Source organism: Fretibacterium sp. (assembly GCF_057312375.1).
Genome location: NZ_DBHLDX010000033.1, coordinates 1 through 22,148 on the forward strand (window position 1 = coordinate 1; position 22,148 = coordinate 22,148).

Consider the following 22,148-nt stretch of genomic DNA (forward strand, 5'->3'; position numbering starts at 1 on the left):
GAGCTGGGGGTCTGCGCCGCCCCTGCCTCCGTTCCGGTTCCGGCCCCGGCGCCTGTGGCGCCCGCTCCGGCGGCGGTTCCAGCACCCGCTGCGGCCCCTGCCGCACCGGCTCCCGCCCCCGCCCCTGCGGCCGGCGGCGCTGCCGTGACGGCTCCCATGCCCGGCAAGGTTTTGAGCGTCAAGGTGAACGTGGGCGACCCCGTGAAGAACGGGGACCTGGTCCTGATCCTCGAGGCCATGAAGATGGAGAACGAGATCTTTGCGACCTCCGACGGCACGATCTCCGAGGTCCGTGTCGCCAGCGGCGCCTCGGTCAACACGGGCGACGTCCTGATCGTCATCGCCTGAGCCGGGAGGAACGGCAAGGTGGGCCTGCTCGACGTGAGAGGCCTCGCCCTGCCGTTTGACGTGGATTGACGTAAGACGAGGATCCCTCCTGATTCCCTGAGGGGACGGGGAGGGGTCCTCGTCAATTTTTGCGCCGCCGGGGGCTCCGGGGCCTTTTCCGCTTCGCCGAAGTCAGATCGGGCAGGAGTCCCTCCGACCTGCAACTCGTGCTATTATTAAAGAGGTTCGTAACGGGGGTTCGGCTGGGCCGGCCCGCCCTCAGAGCGGCAGAGCGTTTCTGCCCCGCCCGGTTGAGGGCTTCCGCAGGATACTTTGTGGAGGTGGGTTTTTGATGAAGGCAGCTGTTGGGTGTGATCACGCCGGTTTTGTCTTGAAGCAGGCCGTGCTGGACTTCCTGAAGGAGAAGGGGATTGAAGTTCAGGACTTCGGGACCTTCTCGGAGGAGAGGGTGGACTATCCGGACTTCGCCCTGGAGGTCGCCCGTGCGGTCTCGCTGGGGGACGCCGACTGCGGCGTCCTGCTCTGCGGGACGGGGATCGGCATGGCCGTTGCGGCGAACAAGGTGAGCGGGGTCCGCGCCGCGGCCTGCAACGACGTGGAGAGCGCCAGGATGGCGAGGGCTCACAACGACTTGAACGTCATCACGCTCGGCGGGCGCTTCATCAAGCCGGAGCAGGTCCGCGGGATACTGGACGCCTGGCTCTCGACGCCCTTCGAGGGAGGGCGCCACGTGCAGCGCCTCAACAAGATCGCCATGGCGGAGCACACGCCCCTCAGCGTCGGCAGCTCCGGAGGGGGGCGCGTCGCCATCTTCAACCATCCGCTGGTCCAGCACAAGGTGGGCATCATCCGGGACAAGGACACCAACGTCAAAGAGTTTCGGGCGCTGGTCCAGGAGATCGCGGGCCTGATGGTCTACGAGATCACGCGGAACCTCCCCCTCGAGGAGATCGAGGTGGAAACGCCCGTGGCCCGAACGAAGGCTCAGACCCTCGCGGGCAAGACGATCGCCATCGTGCCCGTGCTGCGGGCGGGGCTCGGCATGGTGGACGGCATCCTTCAGCTGATCCCCAACGCGAAGGTGGGACACATCGGCCTGTACCGCGACCCGGACACGCTGGGCCCCGTGGAGTACTACTGCAAGCTGCCGCAGGACGTGGAGGAGCGCGACGTCTTCGTCCTGGACCCCATGCTGGCCACCGGAGGGTCCGCGTCGGCGGCCATCTCCATGATCAAGGAGCGGGGCGGAAAAAAGGTCTCGCTGGTCTGCCTGATCGCCGCCCCGGAGGGCATCGAGCGCGTCCACAAGGAGCACCCGGACGTGGACGTCTTCATCGCCTCCCTGGACTCCCACCTGAACGATCACGGCTACATCGTCCCCGGCCTGGGGGACGCGGGCGACCGCCTGTTTGGGACGAAGTAGGGGCGCGCCCTTGCTCGACGTCAGGCTCTTGCTCCTGGGACTGGGGGGGTTCTTCTGGGGCGGCATGATGACGCCCTTCTCCATCCGCCTGGCGGAGCGGTACGGGATTCTGGACGTTCCGGACCCCCGCAAGCTCCACACGGGGCAGATGCCGCGAGGGGCCGGCCTGGGCCTCTGGTTTGGCTACCTGCTCCTCTCCCTCTGCCTCGTGGGACGCATGCCCATATTGCGCTTTTCGTCCCTGGGGGCGACGCTGATCTTCCTCTGCGGCTATCGGGACGACATGCACTCCCTGAGCCCGTTCCTGCGCCTGGCGCTCCACTTCGTCGCCTCGGCCCTGGCGGTCCTTCCGCTGCACCTGCCGTTCCTGCCCTCGATACTCGCCTTGGTTTGGGTGGCGGGGGTCACGAGCGCCTACAACCTCATCGATGGGGTGAACGGACTCTGCATCTCCCTCTTCATGGCGTCCATGGCGGCGCTGTGCTTCCTGGCGGCCGCCCCCGTGGCCGTCTGCATGGGGGCGATGTCGCTCGGCGTCCTGTGCTGGAACTTCCCGGAGGCGCAGACGTTCCTTGGAGATGGCGGAAGCACGCTCCTGGGTTACCTGTTCGCCGTCCACTTCGCGGCCTCGGCGCTGCCCAGGGTGTCGGGGGCCGGACTGCACGAGCTGATCCTGCTCCTCCTGCTCTTCGGGGGCGTTCCCGTCCTGGACACGTTGGCCGCCTTCAGCCGCCGCATCCTGATGGGGCGCTCCCCCTTCTTCCCGGACAGGGGCCATCTGCACCACCTCCTGATGGCCCTGACGGGGTCCCCCCTGTGGTCGGTGGTCGTCCTCCTGGCCCTTCAGGCCCTCTCTCTCTTGGGGGGCCTTGCCGTGTACACACGGCTGCTGTAACGCTGAACGGTAAAAAATGCGGGGTGCGGTAATGCATAAAGTGACGTGTGTGGTTGGAACAAGGCCTGAGGCCATCAAGATGGCCCCGGTGATTCGCGTTCTTCGCGAGAACGGAAATTTTGACGTGACGGTGCTGGCGACGGGACAGCATACGGACATGCTGGTTCAGGCGCTGTCGCACTTCTGCATCAAGGCGGACGTGAACCTCAACATCATGAGGCGCCGTCAGTCGCTGGACCACATCACCTCCTCGGTGCTGACGGGGGTGGGGAGCTTTCTGGACGGCGCGCCCCAGGACATGATCCTGGTGCACGGGGACACCTCGACGACGCTGGCGGCGGCCCTGGCGGCCTTCTACCGCCACATCCCCATCGGCCACGTGGAGGCGGGCCTGCGCAGCCACAACATGGCCCTTCCCTTCCCTGAGGAGGCGAACCGGGTCCTGACGGACCGACTGGCTTCCCTGTACTTCACGCCCACCGAGAGCGACGCGGAGAACCTGCGGCGCGAGGGCGTGGACCCCAGGAGAATCTACGTGACGGGAAACACGGTGATCGACGCGCTGTTCTGGACCCTGGAGAACCTGGTGCAGCCGGAGGTCCTGCGCGCCCTTCCCCCTGAAACGCCCCTCGTCCTCATGACGGCGCACCGCAGGGAGTCCTGGGGCGAGCCCCTGATGCGCATCTGCAGCGCGGTTTCCGAGCTGATTCAGCAGAGGCCCTACGTTCGGGTTCTGGTCCCGCTCCACAAGAACCCGGAGGTCCGGGACCGCATCCAGGAGCGGCTGGGCATGTACCCTCAGATGATCTTCACGGAGCCCCTCTCCTACCCGGACTTCGTTTCCGCCATGAACCGGAGCCTCTTCATCCTCACCGACAGCGGGGGGATTCAGGAGGAGGCCACCGCGCTGCGCAAGCCCGTCCTGATCATGCGCACCCTGTCGGAGCGCCCGGAGGCGGTCACCCTGGGCACGGGAGTGCTGGTGGGCACGGAGCGCGAAACGATCCTCCGCGAGTCCCTGCGCCTGCTGGACGACGCAGCCTATCGCCGCTCCTTCTCGGACCGGGGAATGCCCTTCGGGGACGGCAGCGCGTCCCCACGGATTCGGGACGTCATCGGGCGCTTCTTCAACAGCGACGATGGCGAGGACTGGGAGATCGATTTGAAATGAACGTGATGAGGATAGAGGGAGGACGCCCCCTTCAGGGGACGGTCCGCACCCAGGGGGCCAAGAACGCCGCGCTTCCCGTCATGGCGGCCTGTCTGCTTCTGAAGGGGCGGACGCTGACGCTCTCCAACGTCCCGGAGCTCTACGACGTGAGCACGATGATGGAGCTGCTGACGGCGCTGGGCGTCACGGCGCGGCGGGAGGGTAAGGAGGTGACCCTCGGCGTCGCCGACGAGGTGTCCTGGGAGGCGCCGGAGTCCCTGGTCCGCAAGATGCGGGCCTCGTCCCTGGTGCTGGGCCCCCTCCTGGCCCGCTGCGGCCGGGCTGCCCTGCCCCTGCCCGGCGGCTGCTCCATCGGCAGCCGGCCCATCGACCTGCACCTCAAGGGGCTCGTCCAGATGGGGGCGAAGATCGAGATCCGCAACGGCGTCGTCTGCGCTCAGGCGGACCGCCTGCGGGGTCGGCGCATCTACCTGGACTTTCCGTCGGTGGGGGCCACGGAGAACCTGATGATGGCTGCGGCGCTGGCACAGGGGGAAACGATCATCGAGAACATAGCGCGGGAGCCGGAGATCGACAACCTGGCGGTCGTCCTGCGCAGCATGGGCGTGCCCATCGACATGGAGGGGACGGGCTGCGTCCGCATCAAGGGCGTGGAGGAAGTGCAGTCCAGCCGGGAACGGGTCATCCCCGACCGCATCGAGGCCTGCACCTACCTCCTGGCCGGGGTGATGACGGGCGGCAGGGTCACGGTGGAGGACGTCATCCCGGCCCACATCGATTCCCTCCTGGCGAAGCTGGAGGAGGTTGGGGTGCGGTTTGCGGTCAACGGCAGCGCCGTGACCGTCTTCCCCGCGGACCGGCTGCAGTCTGTGTCCCTCAAGACCATGCCCTTTCCGGGCTTCCCCACGGACCTTCAGCCCCAGATGGCTGCCGCCCTCTCGCTCGCCGAAGGGACCAGCATGATCGAGGAGAGCGTCTTCCAGGCCCGGTTTCTCTACGCGGCGGAGCTCAACCGAATGGGGGCGGACATCCGCATCAAGGGAGACACCGCCGTGATCAGCGGCGTGGAGCGCCTGAGCGGCGCCAACGTCAAGGCGACGGACCTTCGGGCGGGGGCGGCGCTCATCCTCGCGGGCCTCGCCGCGCAGGGACGAACTCAGGTGGAGGACATGGTCCACGTCTGGCGCGGCTACGAGGCCATCGACGTCAAGCTGCGCTCCCTGGGCGCGCAGGTGGAGCTGGCGGAGGACGTGAGGTGATGGAGGCCCCCCGCTCCGAGGTCCAGGGGGGGCAGCCGGAGGGCGGAGCGCCGCGCGGCAGCCTCTCGGCGATCGAGGTCTACGCCTTCGTGGGGCCGGCGGGCACGGGCAAGAGCCAGCGCGCCTCCCACGTGGCGCGCCAGTACGGCATTGACCTGATCATCGACGACGGCCTGGTCGTCGCCAGGGGCCGCATCATGGCGGGGCGCAGTGCCAAGTCGGAGACGAACATGGTCCGGGCCATCCGCCGGGCGATCTTCGAGTACGCGCCGCACCGCGAGGAGGTCCTGAAGTACCTTTCGGCTCGCGCGCTCCGCGCCCCGTGCAGGCTGATGATCCTGGCCACGTCGGAGGGCATGGTCCGCAAGATCACCGCCAAGCTGGGGCTCAACGACCCCGTGGCGTTCATCGACATCCGGGACGTGGCGACGCCGGAGGAGATTTCCCTGGCGCTGCGGGAGCGGCGGGAGAAGAAGCAGCACGTCGTCCCCGTCGCGCGGGCGCAGATTCAGCGCAACTTCGCGGGGAAGCTGGTGAGTCAGATTCGTGGCCTCTTCAAGAGCCGGGACCGCGACGAGGCCCGAAACACCGTGGTCAAGCCGCCCTTCAGCTTCGACGGGAAGGTGACGATCGAAAAGGACGCGATCCAGGCCATGTGCCGGCACCTGCTGGAGCTGGGGGAACACGTGCAGAAGATCCACGAGCTCGAAATTCAGGCCGACGACGACAGCCTGGAGATCAACGTCGTGCTGGACCTGAAGCTCCAGGACCGGAGCGCCCTCAGCATCGCCCGCCTCCTTCAGAAGAAGGCGAGCACGGGCTTGAGCTACTTCACGGGCATGGACGTCCGGCGGGTCAACATCAAGATCAACGAGGTGTCCTTTTAGACGGGTGCGGGCATTGGGGGTGAACGCATGGACGACAAGGAGCGGGAGGCGGCGCGGGAGGCCGCATGGGAGGAACTGCGGGGCCGCGTGGCCGCCTGCAGGCGCTGCGGCCTGTGCGAAACGCGGACGAACACGGTCTTTGGCCAGGGGGCGGTCCACACCCCTATCGTGATGGTGGGCGAGGGGCCCGGCGCCGACGAGGACGCCCAGGGGCTGGCCTTCGTGGGACGAGCGGGCCAGCTTTTGACGAAGATCCTGAGCGCCGCGGGCATCGACCGGGAGTCCGTGTTCATCACGAACGTCGTGAAGTGCCGTCCCCCCAACAACCGCACCCCCACACAGGAGGAGATGCTGAAGTGCGGGGACTTCCTGGAGGCCCAGCTCCTGCTGCTGAGGCCCCGGATTCTGGTGTGCCTGGGAAACACGCCACTGAAGTGGCTCCTGCGGACGTCGGAAGGCATCACGGCCCTGCGGGGCCGCTGGTTCGACTGGCGGGGCGTTCAGCTCTTCCCGATGTTCCATCCGAGCTACCTGCTGCGCAACGACTCGCGGCAGAAGGGAAGCCCCAAGGACCTGACGTGGCAGGACGTGCAGAACCTCAAGGCGCGCCTGGACGAGATCACAAAGAGGAAAGGAACGGAGGCCAATTGAGCGAGAAGAGAGTGCCGGAACACCTGGCGATCATCCTGGACGGCAACGGAAGGTGGGCCAAACGCCGCGGGCTGCCGCGGCTCATGGGGCACCGGGCCGGCCTGCGCAAGCTGGAGGAGATGGTTCATCTCGTCAAAAAGGCGGGAATCCGCTACTTCTCGGTCTATGCGTTCTCGACGGAGAACTGGAGCCGTCCGGAGATGGAGGTCGCGGGCCTGATGAGCCTGTTCCGCTACTACATCCGGCGCAAGGTGGAGGCCATCAAGGCGGAGGGGGCCCGCATACGCTTCGCGGGGCGGCGCGACCGTCTGCCCCCGGACCTGCTGGAGCTGATGCGCCACGCGGAGGAGCGGACGAAGGACGAGAACGTCCTGGACTTCATCCTGTGCATCAACTACGGCGGGCGGCCGGAGGTCCTGGATGCCGTCAACGCGCTTTACGCGAGCGGGCACCGGGGGACGGTGACGGAGGCGGACCTGCGGCGCTTCCTCTACCTCCCGGACGTTCCGGACCCAGACCTCGTGATCCGCACCAGCGGCGAGCTGCGGCTGAGCAACTTCTGGCTTTGGGAAGCGGCCTACAGCGAGCTCTACTTCACGGACACCTACTGGCCGGACTTCGACGAGGCCGCCCTCAGCGCGGCGCTCGAGGACTATGCGGGGCGGGAGAGGCGCTATGGCGGGCTTAAGGCCTAGCGGCGAGCTTCAGCTGCGCACGGTCAGCAGCCTCGTGATCGCTGCGGTCGTGATCGCGGGGATATACTTCGGCGGTTGGGCCTGGCTTGCGATATCGCTGGCCTTGGCGCTTCTCTCCCTGAGCGAGTACTACCGTATGCTGTCCAAGCGCATGAAGCTCTCGCGGGGCATCGGCTACATCTGCGCGCTGGCCGTGATGCTGTCGAGCGCCGAGGGCGTACAGCCCGTTTCCATCACCATGACGCTCTCCCTCAGCGCCTATGTGATCTTCATGATCGAGATGATGCGCCGTCAGGTCACGGGGCAGAGCTTTGCGGTAAACAACGTGGGCGGAACCCTGTCCGGCGTCGTCTTCATCGTGGTGCCCTGGACGTGCATCGTGCTGCTCCGGAGGCTGCCGACGGGCTCCCTCGTCCTGTTCACGCTCTTCGCCTGCACCTGGGGCTGCGACGTCATGGCCTATTTCGTCGGAAGCCGCTGGGGGCGCAGCAGCCTCTGCGAGTACATCAGCCCCAGAAAGACCGTCGAGGGCTTCATCGGCGGCGCCATGGGCAGCCTGCTGACCTGTGCCCTCGTCATCTTCTTGATGGAGCAGCCGCCCTACCCGCTCTTCATCATCGGAGTCGTCTGCGGCATCGCGGGGCAGCTGGGGGACCTGGCCGAGTCCCTGGTGAAGCGCGAGCTTGGGGAGAAGGATTCGGGGGGGCTGATCCCCGGACACGGAGGCGTCCTGGACCGCTTTGACAGCATCCTGCTCAACGGCCTACTGACGTACCTCGTCTTCGGCCTGCTCCTGTGAGGACGACCATGACGGCAGCCAGGACGGGACGAAAGCGCGTGGCCGTGATCGGCGCGACGGGAAGCGTCGGCAGCGCCATCCTCTCCGTGTGCCGTGCGCACTCGGACGAGGTCGAGGTGCGGGCCTTGGCGGCACGAAGGCCTTCCGAAAAACTGAGGATGCTCTCACGGGAGTTTGAGGCTACAATGCTCTGTGCCCACGACGCGCCGCGGGGGACGGAGGGGCTCCTCACGGGCCCGGAGGGGCTGGTGGCCATCGCGGAGAGCCCGGAGGTCGATCAGGTGCTCTTTGCCTCGTCGGGGACGGCGGCCATACCGGCGCTACAGGCCGCGCTTCGTGCGGGCAAGGAGGTTTCCCTGGCCAACAAGGAGAGCATCGTGGTGGCGGGTCCTTGGGTCATGCCCCTCGTTTCCCGGCCCGACCAGCTGCGCCCGCTGGACAGCGAGCACAACGCGATCTGGCAGTGCCTGCACGGCGAGGGGGAGGGGCCCGCCGTGAGGTCTATACGCCTCACGGCCTCGGGCGGTCCCTTCAGGACCTGGACGGCGGAGGAGCTGAAGACCGTGACGCCCGACAGGGCCCTGAAGCATCCCGTCTGGTCCATGGGGGCGAAGATCACGATCGACAGCGCGACGCTGATGAACAAGGGCATTGAGCTGATCGAGGCGATGTTCCTCTTCGGCCTCGAGCCGGCTCAGGTGGACGCGCTGGTGTCGCCGGGCTCTTTCGTCCATGGCCTCGTGGAGTTCGCGGACGGCAGCGTCAAGCTCCTGGCCGCGACGCCCGACATGCGCCTGCCCGCGGCCTCCTGCCTCTTCTGGCCGGAACGCCGCTTCCCCGCGCCGGACTTCGAGCCGCCGCTTCTGGCGCCCCGCACGATTTCCTTTGAGGCGCCGGACCCGGTACGCTTCCCCGCGATGCGGATAGCGCGGACGGCGATGGAGCGGCGCGGCGCGTACCCGGCCCTTCTGGTCGGCTCGGATGAGGTGGCGGTGGACCGCTTCTTGAAGGGGCAGATCGGCTTTACCGACGTCGCCGCGGTGGTGGAGGAAACGCTGGCGTCCTGCCCGCTCCCCGTGCCGGGGTCCCTTGAGGAGGCGCTCTTTGCGCTGGAGGAGGGCAGGCGCTGCGCCGCGGCCGTCTGCGACGGCCTGGTGGGGCGCAGGGCGTAAAAGGCCGTCGCCTGCGGGGTTAAAATTTTTTGGAGGTTTCGATACCGTGTTGATCAGTCTTGTTTCGTTCGTTATCGTCATCGCCGTCTGCGTGGTCATCCACGAGTTCGGCCACTTCATCACGGCGCGCTGTCTTGGCGTGCAGGTCCACGAGTTCGCCTTCGGCATGGGGCCGGTGCTCTGGCAGCGCAAGAGCGCCGGCCCGGAGCCCATGTTGTGGTCGGTGCGGGCGTTCCCCGTCGGGGGGTTCTGCCGCCTGGCGGGCATGGGAGAGGAGGAGAGGGAGGAGGCGGTCCTTCCCGGCAAGGGCTTTAACGAGCAGCCCGGCTGGAAACGCTTCCTCATCCTGCTGAACGGCTCTCTCTTCAACGTCCTCCTGGCCCTTCTGCTGACGGCGGTCTTCCTCTGGGGGCACGGCGCGCTGGACATGGAGCACACCCGGATCGGCGAGGTCATGCCGGGATTTCCCGCGGAGGCCGCCGGAATTCGGGTAGGGGACAGCATTACGGCCGTGAACGGCCGTTCCGTTCAGGAGTGGCGCGAGATGTCGGAGGCGCTGCGGGAGGAGGCAGAGCGAGGCGGGGACGTGAGGGTCGAAGTTCGGCGCGGTGAGGATATCCTCACGATCTCGACGCCCATCCCCATGAGCGAGGAGCACGGACGCCCCATGCTGGGGATCACGCCGGCCCTGGTGCGCTACTCCCCGAAGGACGCGGTCCTGAACGCGGGGCAGTACACGTGGCGGATGACGACGCTGATGCTGAGGGGCATCGCCGACTGGATTCTGCGCCGGCAGGAGGTGGACGTCACGGGTCCCGTGGGCATCGCTTCCATGTCGGGGCAGGCCATGCGGGCGGGGTGGTGGGCCTTCGTGACGTTCGTCGCCCTTATCAGCCTGAACCTCGGCCTGCTGAACCTGTTCCCCATCCCGGCGCTGGACGGCGGGCGTATCCTTTTCGTGCTGCTGGAGATGGTCTTTCGCCGCCGCCTGCCGGAGAGGGTGGAGAACTGGATCCACACGGCGGGCTTCGTCCTGCTCATCCTGTTGATGCTGGCGATCACCTGTCAGGACGTCTATCACCTCTTCTGGACGAAGTGAGCGGGCCGTCGAGGTGAAGCGAAGCGTTCAAATCGGGGCCCTCCGCATCGGCGGGGGGGCCCCCGTTCGCGTCGAGAGCATGCTTAAGGTCTCCCTGTCGAACCGGGAGGCCTGTGCTGCGCAGTGCGCCAGCCTGCTGCGGGTGGGCTGTGAGATGGCTCGGGTGGCCCTGCCGCGTCCGGAACTGGCCCCGGACCTGAAGTGGCTCGTGTTCAATACGGACCTGACCCTTATGGCGGACATCCACTTCGACCCGACCCTGGCCGTGCTGGCCATGGAGGCGGGGTGCCGGGCCATCCGCATCAATCCCGGCAACATGCCCCTCAATCGCCTGAACGACGTCATCCAGACCGCCAAGGCCCTGGGGGTGACGATCCGGATCGGGGCCAACGGCGGGTCGGTGTCGGGCCGACAGCTGGAGGCCGCGGGGGGCGACCGGGCGGCGGCGCTGTGCATCGCGGTGCGGGAGCAGGCGGAGCTCCTGCTGGGCGCGGGCTTCGAGGACCTGATCCTCTCGGCGAAGTCCTCCTCCGTTCCGGAGTGCGTGCGGGCCAACGTCCTGATCGCGCGCGAGTACCCGGACTTCCCCTTCCACGTGGGGCTGACGGAGGCGGGGCCGGGCGACGGCGGCATCGTGAAGGGTGCGGCGGGCATCTCCGCTCTCCTGGCTCAGGGCATCGGGGACACCATCCGCGTGTCCCTGACGGACGCGCCGGAGCGCGAGGTTCGCGTGGGCTACGAGATACTGAAGGCTCTGGAGGTTCGGACCCGCGGCGTGAACCTCATCAGTTGTCCCACCTGCGGGCGGCGTCGGGCGGACGTCATGGAGCTGACGAAGTTGATCGAGCCCATGCTGGAGAGCCTGCCGGACGGGACCACCGTGGCGGTGATGGGCTGCGAGGTCAACGGCCCGAAGGAGGCAAGGCACGCCCAGATGGGGATTGCGGGGACGCCATCGGGCGCGGTGCTGTTCCGAGAGGGGCGCGTGGTGGGCGAGTACCCCTTCGAGGCCCTTCCGAACGTCCTGCCCCGCTTCTTCGCGGGGGAGCCTCTGGAGCGCGGCGACGCAGGACGGGATGCGGGCTGCTGAGGCTGTCTGCCGCGGGGTCCTGGGCGGGAGCCCGCGAAACTCCCGCAACGAACGATGGAGAGACGAATTGAAGGAGGACATGGACATGGCTGCTGCGGAAAAGCGCGTTTTCAAGTGTGCCTCGTGCGGGCACGTCTTTGAGGAGGAGAGCGCGTCGATGCGCTGCCCCGAGTGCCGGGGCAGGACGCTGATCCTCGAGGCAGGCCCCACCTTGAAGGGGAGGGGCTGCGGGGGGAACTGCGGCGGTGGGTGCAGCTGCGGCTGCCACCACTGAGTGGGGCCGAAGTCATGGCCGCAGGCAAACAGGAACACACGACGCACCTCCTTGGCGCGGAGGTCGTCGGCAAGACGCACCCACGCATTGAGCTGCGCGGGCGGCTGGATGAGTTGAACGCTCGAATCATCCTGACGCAGGCGCGGGCGCGGGCCGCGGGAGAGCGTCAGTTGGAGGCGGACCTGGAGGAGGTTCGGGTCAAGGCCGTCCGCGAGGCCATGATGGCCGAGGTGACCGACGCGCCCTGCGGCGAGTTGGCCCTGTGGGGACTGACGGAGGAGGATATCCACCAGCGGTCCCACACTCCGGCGCGTTTCTACGGAAAGGGACACCTCGACCTTCACGCGGACATGGGGCTCTGGGCGGCGGAGATCAACCTGCTGCGCACGCTGGTGCGGGAGACGGAACTCGTCGCGTGCCGCGCCTTCGACGACGGGTCGGGTGGCGTAACGAGGCCGGACATCGTCAAGATGCTGAACCGCCTCAGCAGCGCGCTCTACATCCTGATCTACAACTACCTGCCTGAGGGGTTCACCCGCTTCTATGGGCGGATCGGACAGAGGTAATCCCGTTTAGGTAAAAAAGGCCCCCCCTGTAAGGGGGGCTGCCCCGCAGGGGCTGAGACTGACGGCCCGTGAGCAAGGGCGAACGGCAGCCGGAAGGCTCCCCGAAGGGGAGGGGGTGGGGAGGCAAACTTACGCAGTAGGTTTCACTGAAAACATTTGTCTGACATTTCCCGCCAACGCCGAAAGACGACAATAAATTGTCGTCTTTCGGCACAGCCGACCGACCGGCCACCGCAATCCTCCCGAAAGATCGGCTTGCGTGAGGCCGGTCGTCTGGCCGAACCCCTCCACCGCTCTTGGCGGCACCTCCCCTTGCAGGGGATGCGATCCGCGTTATTAACGCGATTTGGCATAAAACCTTAAAAAACTCAGGGCCGGCGCGAGCCGGCCCTGAGTTCCCTTCAACGTTGTTCCGGACTTTTCCTCCAGCAGCTTCAACGCCCCTGTGTCTTTAGTTTTTCATTGCGTTCGCGTGGTCGATGGCTATTTTACCTCAACTGGCCTCGATTTGCCCGTTGCGTTTGCTTGGGAAATCTGGCTACGTTGGCAGAGGGTCCAGACGCATCACGCGCCCAGGGAGCGAGGCCAACGTTTCCTGGGCGCGTCACGACAGTCCCCTTTTGTGATGTACCTGTTCCATATATACCGCAGTGACGCAGGTAGTTCACCTGTTTTCCTGAAAATATCCCCCACTTATCCCCCACATTATCCCCCACATGTGGTAAGATAAGCGGCGGAGGGCAACGGGACAACCGGGAGCGTGAATATGAAAGATTACAAGGAGATTGTCAGGGAGTTGACGGCTCATCCATCCGAGGAAGAATGGTTTGAGTTCAAGGAGAACTGGTACGATGCCCATGAGATTGGGGAGTACATCTCTTCCCTGTCAAATTCCGCAGCCATGGAGGGGAAGGGAAACGCCTATCTCATCTGGGGCATTGATCATGTTACGCACGATGTTGTTGGCACCCGCTTTGATCACCGGCAGAACGTGAAAAACGAGCCTTTGGAGCACTACTTGGCAAGGCAACTCACTCCGGATCTGAACTTTTCCTTCCACGATGTGACGCTGAATCGCAGACGGGTCGTTGTCCTGGAGATCCCCGCGGCAAAACAGTCTCCCGTTGCTTTTGACAAGGTGAGGTATATCCGCATAGGCTCCAGCAAGGTGAACCTGAGTAAACATCCTGAGCGGGAGGCGGCCCTCTTCTCGGTTCTTAAAAACGGGCTGCCGACAACGGAGAATACCGAGGCGGACATACAGGAACTATCCTTTCGGAAGCTGTTCTTTTACTACGAGGACAGAGGCATCGTCCTTAACCGGAGAAATTTCAAGAAGAACCTGGGTCTGCTGACGAAGGACGGGACGTATAACCTGCTCGCGCAGCTGCTGTCCGATGACAGTAAAATCCCCATCAGAGTGTCGATCTTCATGGGGAAAACCAAGGCAGATCCCTTGTATTCCGTGCGGGAATTTGGGAATACCTGCCTGCTGATCTCCCTGGAAAAAATTTTGGAGTATGGTGACGTGCTGAACATCATGCAGGCAGACGAGACGGATCGCATCGTCGAGCGCCGGGAGGTGCCGCTGTTCGATCAGGATGCCTTCCGTGAGGCCGTGATCAACGCGTTCGTCCACAATCTCTGGGTGACTGGGAATGCCCCGATGTTCACGGTGTTCAATGACAGGATAGAGATCCTGTCGCGCGGAACGCTGGCCCCTGCGCAAACCCTGGAGGGGTTTTACACCGGTGATTCCGTTCCGGTCAACAAACGCCTGTCCGACATCTTTCTTCAGCTGCACATCAGCGAGAGGTCCGGTCGCGGAGTTCCCAAAATTACGCAGGTTTATGGCAGAGAAGCCTTTGAATTCAGGGAGAACTCCATTATCGTGACCATTCCTCTGAACAGAATGCTGCCTGCTGCAGGTGACAGAAGCGGGGGGAAAATGGGAGATAATGTGGGGGATAACACGCTGAATCCGACCCGGCAGCGCATACTGGCCGAGATGAGGAACAACCCCAACATCACACACCCGCAGTTGATGCGGATAATAGGACTTGGTAAAACCGCGATTCAAAACAATGTATCCTATCTGCGGAAAAACGGATACGTTGAGCGGGTAGGCTCCAACAGGAATGGATATTGGAAGGTCTGTGAACGGTAACGGATTCATAGAGGCTGAAAGAGCTGTTGTCCGGACTGGTCGCACACGTACCGGCATCATCATGGGCAGTATTCAAGGACATTAAAGGGGAGAGGGGAATGGCGGCAATCGATGAACTGATCCAGCAGATCGCAGACCCCGTCCTGCGGGACCGCATCCGGCAGGAAGCGGATGAACTTGCCAAGCAGAAGAAGTTCGGACTCGTCTTCGAGGAGCATATCCCGGAGTGCACTCCGCTGTACGAGGTCCCAGTCAAAAAGGGGGTTTCCGTGGCGCTGAAGAGCGGAAAAATCAGCGACATCTGGACGGTGAAAAAGATGGCTGGCGGCGCGGCGCATTGTGAGAAGCGACAGACGCATGAAACGATGGAATGCCCCGTCCGCGATCTTGTCTGCGTGGCGGAGTTTGGCACGCCCATCTACCCGTACCTGAAACCCGTTGACACCGTCTGCAACGCGCCGGACAGCAGCCTGTGGCACACGCTGATTGAGGCCGACAACTACCATGCGCTGCAGTTGCTGGAGTACCTCTACTCCGGCAAGGTGGATTGCATCTACATCGACCCGCCGTACAACACGGGCGCAAGGGACTGGAAGTACAACAACGATTATGTCGACGCCGCCGATTCGTACCGCCACAGCAAATGGCTGTCCATGATGCAGAAGCGGCTGAAGATCGCGAAGAGGTTGCTGAATCCCAAAGACTCCGTGCTGATCGTTACGATCGACGAAAAAGAATACCTGCATCTTGGGTGTCTGTTGGAAGAGATGTTCCCGGAAGCAAAGATGCAGATGATAAGCAGTGTAATAAACCCGGCGGGAGTTGTACGGAAAGGTGAATTTTCACGTTGTAATGAGTTCATTTATTTCCTGATGTTTGGTAACTCAACACCGGGCTATCTTCCTCTTGATGAAACGAGTGGCAATGTCTCGAAATTGCTTTGGAGTACTTATAGAAGACACGATCTTGCTTCAAGACGTGGCACTATAAAAGGCGGAATTTCACAATTTTACCCAGTCTATATTGACGATTTAACTAAACGAGTAAAATGCGTTGGAACCCCACTTCCTCCTAATCAGGATGTTGCTACTGTACAATCATTAAAGGGCTGCACAGCAGTTTTTCCAATAAGAGATAATGGAATAGAAATGAATTGGGGCCTGTTAGGAAAAATTTTTATGGAACGCGTAAAGAAAGGTTATGTTAAAGTTGGGAAATACACGCCCGACAAGCCACAAAAGTATTCTATTTCTTACTTAACCGAAGGCTATATTAAGGACATTGAAGACGGTAAGGCCAAAATTATTGGGTATGAAGCAGATGGATCTGTTATTTGTCAGTATGAAGAGGAACATGGAGTGAGGGCTTCCACACAGTGGAGTATACCATCACATAATGCACAAATAGGTAGTAAGTTTATTGAGAAAATATTATTAAGTAAAAGATTCACGTTTCCAAAATCAGCTTATGCAGTTAGAGATTGTTTAAACCTTTTTACGCAATACAAGCCTTCAGCCATCATCCTCGACTTCTTCGCCGGCTCCGGCACAACGCTCCACGCCGTCAACCTTCTCAATGCGGAGGACGGCGGGCACCGCCGCTGTATACTCGTAACGAACAACGAGGTCTCCGACGACGAAGCAAAATCCCTTGCTGAAAAGGGCTATCATCCCGGCGATGTTGAGTGGGAGAAGCTCGGCATTGCCCGCTACATCACCTGGCCGCGCACTGTGTGCAGTATCGAGGGGCATGACGTGAACGGTGCGCCGCTGACAGACAGCTACACATTGACAAAGACCCAGGACAAAGAAAAAAACAGGAATTTTGTCCAGATCAGCTTTACATCCGCACTGGCGCTTAATACTGTGGCACGGAAGAAGCAGTTTGTCGCCCTTCTTGGTAAGGACGAACATGGGAAGGACAGATTGGCTCAATCTCTTGTCAAAACGGACAGCTGCTTCATCGTCTCCGAGGATTATCCCGCATCCATCCTCTTTGATGACGAATATTTTGAGGACTGGCTCACGGCTTTGGAAGATCAGGATCATGTAACGGACTTTTACATCGTGACCTCCAACAACAGACTCTTCGCCGAGGCCAAAAAGCGAATCGCGGAGCTGCTTGGAACGTACACGGTTCAGGAGCCCGTCAGGCTCCCCATGTCCGATGGCTTCAAGGCCAACGCCGCTTATTTCAAACTTGGTTTCCTGGACAAGACGTCCATCGCGCTGGGGCGCCAGTTTCGCGAGCTGCTGCCGCTCCTGTGGATGAAGGCTGGATGCGTCGGGCCTTGCCCCTCCCTGGACGACACGGGCAGGGCGGTTCCCGGGATGCTGATCCTGCCGGAAAACGGTTTTGCCGTCCTGATCGACGATTCAAAGTTCCTGGAGTTTGAAAGGCGGCTGCAGTCCTGCCCGGATGTACAGACCGTATTCATCATCATCGATTCCGAGGCTGGCTACCGCGAGATGATCGCTGGCCTCAACGTGCGGACGACGTATCAGCTGTACCGGGATTATCTCGATAACTTCCGCATCAACATCGGGAGGTAGGACCATGAAGACAGAACTGTTCCCGTTCCAGAAAAAAGCTCTGCTCCGGCTTCGTAATGTGACGGCAGAGGCCCTTGGCAGTTTCCACCGTACCCATACGCCGCAGATAATCGCCTTCACCGCACCGACCGGCGCCGGCAAGACGATCATCCTTGCTGCACTGATCGAGGACATCTACTTTGGCGATGAGCAATATGCCGAACAGCCCGACGCCATCTTCGTTTGGCTCTCGGATTCTCCAGAGCTGAACGAGCAGTCCAGGGGAAAGATCGACCTGAAGGCGGACAGGATACGCTTGGATCAATGCGTCACAATCTCCGATAATTCGTTCGACAGCGAGTTTTTGGAGGATGGACACATCTATTTCCTGAACACGCAGAAGCTCGGGAAGAGCAGCAACCTGACGAAGCACTCTGATTCCCGGCAGTACACGATCTGGGAAACGCTGCGAAACACGGCCAGAGAAAAGGCGGATCGGCTCTACTTCGTCATTGATGAGGCCCACCGCGGAATGCAGGGGCGCGAGGCCGGAAAAGCCACGACGATCATGCAGAAGTTCATCAAGGGCAGCACGGAAGACGGCCTTGCACCGATGCCGATTGTCATCGGCATGTCGGCGACGATCGAGCGCTTCTATGCGCTGGCCGCTGATACCCCATCTACGACACAAAAGGCATCTGTGACGCCGGATGAGGTTCGCGCATCAGGACTCCTTAAGGACCGTATCGTCATTACCTACCCTGACGAAACCCTGGTCAACAAGGATATGGGTGTGCTGCAGGCTGCGGCGGATGAGTGGAAAGACAAGTGGGAGCACTGGGCGCAGTACTGCACCGAGCAGCATTATGCCCAGGTTAACCCCGTTTTCGTGGTGCAGGTGCAAAACGGCTCAGGGGATAAAATATCGGATACAGATCTGGACGACTGCCTCAGAAAAATCGAGGAGCGGACGGGCTTCCACTTTCAAGCCGGCGAGGTGGTTCACACCTTCGGCCAGATGTCCGGATCGCTCTCCATCAACGGGCTTGACGTTCGGTGTGAGGAGCCGTCCCGTATCGCTGAGGACAGAAACATCAAGGTCGTCTTCTTCAAGGAGAACCTCTCCACAGGCTGGGACTGTCCGCGCGCGGAGACCATGATGTCTTTCCGCCGCGCAGGCGATGCCACGTACATCGCGCAGCTGCTGGGCAGGATGGTTCGCACGCCTATGCAGATGCACATACAGGTCGACGACACCTTGAACGACGTTCATCTGTACCTGCCCTGGTTCGATCAGGCCACCGTTCAAAACGTTGTGGACGCGCTACAGAGCTCGGAGGGTGGCAACATTCCAACGGACATCTACGAAGAGGGCATCAACGAACGAAAATTCGACACCCTGACGGTCAAGCCCCTCAGGACGAGCAGCACAGGCAGTGGCCGCCGCGAGGTCGATTCTCCGCAGCAGATTCATATTGAGGAGCCCCCCCAGCAGCCGGAGGGTGAGGACGCCTATGAGACGTTTCCGCTCCACACGGAATCCCGAACGCCAACTACGCAGCAGGAGCAGACTTCTGCTCCTGCCGTTCCTGCTGATGAGACAAAGGCCGTGGAAACGAGTGTCACCCCATCAGCTCAGATGCCGGGCACATCGCCTGAGGCGGAATCCCGCCCTGAGGAAACATTTAACAGGGAGGATGTCGTGAGGGCGATCAACGACGCCGGACTTTTGACATACGATGTTCGGAGCCTCCGGATCAATAACTACCAGATATCCCTGTATAAGATGGCACGGCTGCTCTCGCATTGCGGGCTGTATCCCGACGCTGCAAAAGATGTCGTAAATGACGTTGTTGGTATGATTCACGATTATGTTGAACGTCTGAAATCGGAGGGGCAGTATGAGGAGCGAGTCACACAGGCAAAGCAATTCCGGTTGTCCGCGCAGATTTTCGATGTCTTTGGTAAGACGGTCGACAATTATCAGGTTCATGATCTGTTCTCCACGACGGACACGGATATTGACCGACAGTTCCGGCGGGCTGAAACCAAACTTGGGAATGAGGGTGTGGGAAACGCCTACGGCAGACATTGGAGCACACCAGATGCCCCTGATGACTTCAAGCTCGATGTGATCCTGTTCGCTGCTGACGGCGAATGCCTTGCGGAGCTGAACACCTTTGCTGAAAAGCGTTTCCATGACCTGAACGATCAATATCGACGCAGGATGACAAATCTTGAGGAGCGTTTTCGCAAGCAGTATGACAGCATTGTCTCAGATGGAGACACCGTGAGCAAGCATAATTTCTGTCTGCCGGAGACGATCAACGTTGAGCATGCCTCAAAAGGGGAACGGTACTCTGATCACCTCTTCGTGAATGACTCCGGGTACGCGTTTATTGCTCTTAACGGTTGGGAGAAAGGTGTTCTTGCGGAGGAACAGCAGCGCTCTGATTATGTCTGCTGGCTGCGCAATCCCCCGCGAAAGTCGTGGTCGCTGCGCATCCCCTACAAAGACGGCGGAGACCAGAAGGCAACCTATCCCGATTTCCTGATCGTTAGGCGGGATGCTGGTGGGGGGTATGTCGTCGACATCCTGGAGCCGCACAATCCGGACTACACTGATAATCTCAGCAAAGCGAAGGGATTTGCGGAATATGCAAGGCAGAATCCGGGTGTTGGCCGCATTGAACTTATTCGTATGAAGCGGGATGCCTCGGGAATAAACCGCTTCATCCGTCTCGACATGGCGCGGAGCGCTGTTCGGGACAGGGTCTCTCACGCTGCATCAAATGATGAGCTTGATCACATCTTTGACATGGACGGACAGTTTGAGTGATCAACAGAAAAGTCAGATATTCAGGGGTGGGTAACCGTGAGGACAGTACACAAAGCACAAAGGTTGCCATATAGCAGGATTTTCTGATGGCGTTCGCGGCGCCGCCACACAAGATACAGGGAAGGTGGGGGACTTCCTCACCAAGTTCTGCACCGATCCCAACGGCCCGGCATCAACCACGAGAAGCTGCACGATACCATGGACTGCAACATCTGGTCCGTGCGCATCGACACCCTCTGGACCTGCGCTTTTGTTCGTGGTATCTTTACTCATGGCGTATCCTCCTGTCTTCAGCTATAGGCAGGTGTTGGCTGTATAACAATTCTACCCGGATACGCTGTTCTTTTCTCACCACCTCCAGAACCAGAACCCATACACCAGAAAAGAGTATAACTCAAGGCCGGCGCAAGCCGGCCCTCACCTGTTCCTGGATTGGAACTCCAGGTTCGTTCCCTTCAACGTTGCCCGGACTTTTCCTCCAGCAGCTTCAACGCCTCTGTACCCTTGAGCCTTTCATTATCTTTCGCGTAGTCGAGGGCCGTTTTACCTGCGTTGTCCTTTGCCTTCGCGTCCACCCCCGCCTCCAGCAGCACCGTCAGGGCTTCCAGGTTGGGGACAAACCAACTCCTATACACCGCAAGCATCAATGGCGTCCACCCACTTTTGTTTTTGGCGTTGAGGTCCGCTCCGGCCTCTATTAAAACTTTCAGGACTTCTGGGTTTGAGCTCTGTCGGGCTGCAAACATCAACGGCGTCGCCTCACCTTTGTTTTGGGCGTTGACGTCCGCGCCAGCCTCTACCAAAGCCATCAGGACTTCCGGGTTTGAGTTATCGTGCGCCGCAAGCATCAATGGCGTCCACCCGTATCCATTTTTGGCGTTGAGGTCCGCTCCGGCCTCTATCAAGGCCCTCAGGACTTCTGGGTTGGGATTGTTGTCTGCTGCAACCATCAATGGCGTCAACCCATAGCTATTTTTGGCGTTGACATCCATTCCCTCTTTCAGCAGCGTCGTAAGAACTTCTGGGTTTGGGTTACTGCCCGCCGCAAGGAACAGCGGCGTCCAGCCGTCTTTGTCCTGGGCGTTGACGTCAGCCCCGTCATGAATTAGCTGCTGCACCTTCTCGCTCTTCGCTTTGTCAGCTATCTCCAGCAGTTCTTCCGTTGGGGATGAATCCGTCTTTTCCTTCAGCAGCTTCAACGCCCCTGTGTCCTTGAGTTTTTCATTATCTTTCGCATAGTCGAGGGCTGTTTTACCCTTGCTGTCCTTTGCCTTCGCGTCTGCTCCGGCCTCCAACAGCGCGGTCAGGGCTTTGGGGTGGGGGTTATATTGGGCTGCAACCATTAACGATGTCCACCCATCTTTGTCTTTAGCGTTGAGGTCTGCTCCTGCCTCTATCAAAGCCATCAGGATTTCCGAGTTTGAGTTGTTGTAGGCTGCAAGCATCAACGGCGTCGCCCCATCTTTATCTTTGGCGTTGACGTCCGCACCGGCCTTTATCAAGGTCTTCAGGACTTCCAGGTTTGAGTTATATCGGGCCGCAAGCATCAACGGAGTCCACTCGTCTTGCTGTTTGGCGTTGACGTCTGCACCAGCCTCTATCAAGGCCTTCAGGACTTCCGGGTTTGAGTTATATCGGGCCGTACCCATCAACGGCGTCCACCCGTCTTCGGCCCTTGCGTTGACGTCCGCTCCGGCTTTTAACAAGGCCACCAGGACTTCTGGGCTTGAGTTATAGGCAGCCGCAAACATTAATGGTGTCCATCCATCTTTGGTTTTGGCGTTGACATCCGCTCCAGCCTCCAGCAGCGCAGTCAGGGCTCCTGAGGTTGAGTTATTGTACGCCGCAAACATCAACGGCGTCCACGCATCTTGCTGTTTGGAGTTGACGTCCGCGCCCGCCTCTATCAAAGCCCTCAGGACTTCTGAGTTTGAGTTATAGTGTGCCGCAAACATCAGCGGCGTCCACGCAGCTTTGTTTTTGACATTGACGTCCGCGCCAGCCTCTATCAAGACCTTCAGGACTTCTGGGCTTGAGTTCTGTTGGGCCGCAAGCATCAACGGCGTCGACCCATCTTTATCTTTGGCATTGACGTCCGCTCCGTCCTGAATCAGTTGCCGTACCTTTTCAGGCTCCGCTTTGCCGGTTATCTCCAGGAGTTCTTCCGTTGGGGATGAATCCGTCTTTTCCTCCAGCAGCTTCAACGCCCCTGTGCCCTTGAGTTTTTCGGCTCCTCGCTATCAGGAGTGGTTGGTTTATAAAAGGCTACCGTTATGATATCT

The 22,148-nt window shown here is 61.3% G+C and carries 18 protein-coding genes; 17 read left to right on the plus strand and 1 reads right to left on the minus strand.

Features of this window, described 5'->3' with window-relative positions; translation table 11 throughout:
• The 17 genes from ACO41U_RS06410 to ACO41U_RS06490 form a co-directional block, all read left to right on the plus strand.
• Positions 1–348, plus strand: a 348-nt coding sequence (locus tag ACO41U_RS06410; RefSeq protein WP_485942499.1) for a biotin/lipoyl-containing protein, incomplete at its 5' end; no start/stop codon positions are given.
• 331 nt (positions 349–679) lie between these two features.
• Entirely contained in the window at positions 680–1,771 is a 1,092-nt protein-coding gene (gene upp, locus ACO41U_RS06415) for a uracil phosphoribosyltransferase (RefSeq protein WP_298780423.1), read from the plus strand.
• Between the two features lie 10 nt (positions 1,772–1,781).
• Positions 1,782–2,666 carry a glycosyltransferase family 4 protein gene (locus ACO41U_RS06420; protein ID WP_298780425.1) on the plus strand — a complete coding sequence of 295 codons (885 nt, stop codon included), beginning with the start codon at positions 1,782–1,784 and terminating at the stop codon, positions 2,664–2,666.
• A gap of 31 nt (positions 2,667–2,697) precedes the next feature.
• Positions 2,698–3,837 carry a non-hydrolyzing UDP-N-acetylglucosamine 2-epimerase gene (wecB, locus tag ACO41U_RS06425; RefSeq protein WP_298780428.1) on the plus strand — a complete coding sequence of 380 codons (1,140 nt, stop codon included), beginning with the start codon at positions 2,698–2,700 and terminating at the stop codon, positions 3,835–3,837.
• Positions 3,834–5,096, plus strand: a complete 1,263-nt coding sequence (gene murA / locus ACO41U_RS06430) for a UDP-N-acetylglucosamine 1-carboxyvinyltransferase (protein ID WP_298780430.1) — start codon at positions 3,834–3,836, stop codon at positions 5,094–5,096. The genes wecB and murA overlap by 4 nt, the downstream gene beginning before the upstream one ends.
• On the plus strand, positions 5,096–5,983 hold the full coding sequence (locus ACO41U_RS06435; RefSeq protein WP_298780465.1) for an Asp23/Gls24 family envelope stress response protein: 888 nt from the start codon (positions 5,096–5,098) through the stop codon (positions 5,981–5,983). The genes murA and ACO41U_RS06435 overlap by 1 nt, the downstream gene beginning before the upstream one ends.
• A gap of 27 nt (positions 5,984–6,010) precedes the next feature.
• Positions 6,011–6,634, plus strand: coding sequence for a uracil-DNA glycosylase (locus tag ACO41U_RS06440; protein ID WP_485942502.1), 624 nt, complete (start codon positions 6,011–6,013; stop codon positions 6,632–6,634).
• A complete protein-coding gene (gene uppS, locus ACO41U_RS06445; RefSeq protein ID WP_485942504.1) occupies positions 6,631–7,329 on the plus strand; it encodes a polyprenyl diphosphate synthase in 699 nt (232 codons plus the stop codon). The genes ACO41U_RS06440 and uppS overlap by 4 nt, the downstream gene beginning before the upstream one ends.
• Positions 7,310–8,128 (plus strand): phosphatidate cytidylyltransferase, encoded by an 819-nt coding sequence (locus ACO41U_RS06450; RefSeq protein WP_485942506.1) that lies wholly within the window; start codon positions 7,310–7,312, stop codon positions 8,126–8,128. Before uppS ends, ACO41U_RS06450 begins: the two co-directional genes overlap by 20 nt.
• 8 nt (positions 8,129–8,136) lie before the next feature.
• Entirely contained in the window at positions 8,137–9,300 is a 1,164-nt protein-coding gene (locus ACO41U_RS06455) for a 1-deoxy-D-xylulose-5-phosphate reductoisomerase (RefSeq protein ID WP_485942508.1), read from the plus strand.
• A 46-nt stretch (positions 9,301–9,346) separates the two neighbouring features.
• Positions 9,347–10,399, plus strand: coding sequence for an RIP metalloprotease RseP (gene rseP, locus ACO41U_RS06460; protein ID WP_485942510.1), 1,053 nt, complete (start codon positions 9,347–9,349; stop codon positions 10,397–10,399).
• Between the two features lie 13 nt (positions 10,400–10,412).
• Entirely contained in the window at positions 10,413–11,489 is a 1,077-nt protein-coding gene (gene ispG, locus ACO41U_RS06465; protein WP_485942512.1) for a (E)-4-hydroxy-3-methylbut-2-enyl-diphosphate synthase, read from the plus strand.
• An 85-nt stretch (positions 11,490–11,574) separates the two neighbouring features.
• Positions 11,575–11,763 carry a TFIIB-type zinc ribbon-containing protein gene (locus ACO41U_RS06470; protein ID WP_485942514.1) on the plus strand — a complete coding sequence of 63 codons (189 nt, stop codon included), beginning with the start codon at positions 11,575–11,577 and terminating at the stop codon, positions 11,761–11,763.
• A gap of 14 nt (positions 11,764–11,777) precedes the next feature.
• A complete protein-coding gene (locus ACO41U_RS06475) occupies positions 11,778–12,329 on the plus strand; it encodes a hypothetical protein (protein ID WP_485942516.1) in 552 nt (183 codons plus the stop codon).
• Between the two features lie 766 nt (positions 12,330–13,095).
• Positions 13,096–14,496, plus strand: a complete 1,401-nt coding sequence (locus tag ACO41U_RS06480) for an RNA-binding domain-containing protein (RefSeq protein ID WP_485942518.1) — start codon at positions 13,096–13,098, stop codon at positions 14,494–14,496.
• 98 nt (positions 14,497–14,594) lie between these two features.
• Positions 14,595–17,048: a site-specific DNA-methyltransferase gene (locus tag ACO41U_RS06485; RefSeq protein WP_485942520.1), complete on the plus strand. Its 2,454-nt coding sequence runs from the start codon at positions 14,595–14,597 to the stop codon at positions 17,046–17,048.
• A 4-nt stretch (positions 17,049–17,052) separates the two neighbouring features.
• Positions 17,053–19,866 carry a DEAD/DEAH box helicase gene (locus tag ACO41U_RS06490; RefSeq protein ID WP_485942522.1) on the plus strand — a complete coding sequence of 938 codons (2,814 nt, stop codon included), beginning with the start codon at positions 17,053–17,055 and terminating at the stop codon, positions 19,864–19,866.
• 455 nt (positions 19,867–20,321) lie between these two features.
• Here the strand turns inward: ACO41U_RS06490 and ACO41U_RS06495 are convergent, their stop codons facing one another.
• Positions 20,322–22,070, minus strand: coding sequence for an ankyrin repeat domain-containing protein (locus tag ACO41U_RS06495; protein ID WP_485942524.1), 1,749 nt, complete (start codon positions 22,068–22,070; stop codon positions 20,322–20,324).
• Between the last annotated feature and the right edge of the window lie 78 nt (positions 22,071–22,148).

Excerpts from the sequence above, each read along its gene's own strand:
- ACO41U_RS06435 (WP_298780465.1), top strand. The coding sequence starts at position 5,096 with ATGGAGGCCCCCCGCTCCGAGGTCCAGGGGGGGCAGCCGGAGGGCGGA.
- murA (WP_298780430.1), top strand. The coding sequence starts at position 3,834 with ATGAACGTGATGAGGATAGAGGGAGGACGCCCCCTTCAGGGGACGGTC.
- ACO41U_RS06475 (WP_485942516.1), top strand. The coding sequence starts at position 11,778 with ATGGCCGCAGGCAAACAGGAACACACGACGCACCTCCTTGGCGCGGAG.
- ACO41U_RS06480 (WP_485942518.1), top strand. The coding sequence starts at position 13,096 with ATGAAAGATTACAAGGAGATTGTCAGGGAGTTGACGGCTCATCCATCC.
- upp (WP_298780423.1), top strand. The coding sequence starts at position 680 with ATGAAGGCAGCTGTTGGGTGTGATCACGCCGGTTTTGTCTTGAAGCAG.
- ACO41U_RS06470 (WP_485942514.1), top strand. The coding sequence starts at position 11,575 with ATGGCTGCTGCGGAAAAGCGCGTTTTCAAGTGTGCCTCGTGCGGGCAC.
- wecB (WP_298780428.1), top strand. The coding sequence starts at position 2,698 with ATGCATAAAGTGACGTGTGTGGTTGGAACAAGGCCTGAGGCCATCAAG.
- ACO41U_RS06490 (WP_485942522.1), top strand. The coding sequence starts at position 17,053 with ATGAAGACAGAACTGTTCCCGTTCCAGAAAAAAGCTCTGCTCCGGCTT.
- ACO41U_RS06485 (WP_485942520.1), top strand. The coding sequence starts at position 14,595 with ATGGCGGCAATCGATGAACTGATCCAGCAGATCGCAGACCCCGTCCTG.
- ACO41U_RS06450 (WP_485942506.1), top strand. The coding sequence starts at position 7,310 with ATGGCGGGCTTAAGGCCTAGCGGCGAGCTTCAGCTGCGCACGGTCAGC.
- ACO41U_RS06440 (WP_485942502.1), top strand. The coding sequence starts at position 6,011 with ATGGACGACAAGGAGCGGGAGGCGGCGCGGGAGGCCGCATGGGAGGAA.
- ACO41U_RS06455 (WP_485942508.1), top strand. The coding sequence starts at position 8,137 with ATGACGGCAGCCAGGACGGGACGAAAGCGCGTGGCCGTGATCGGCGCG.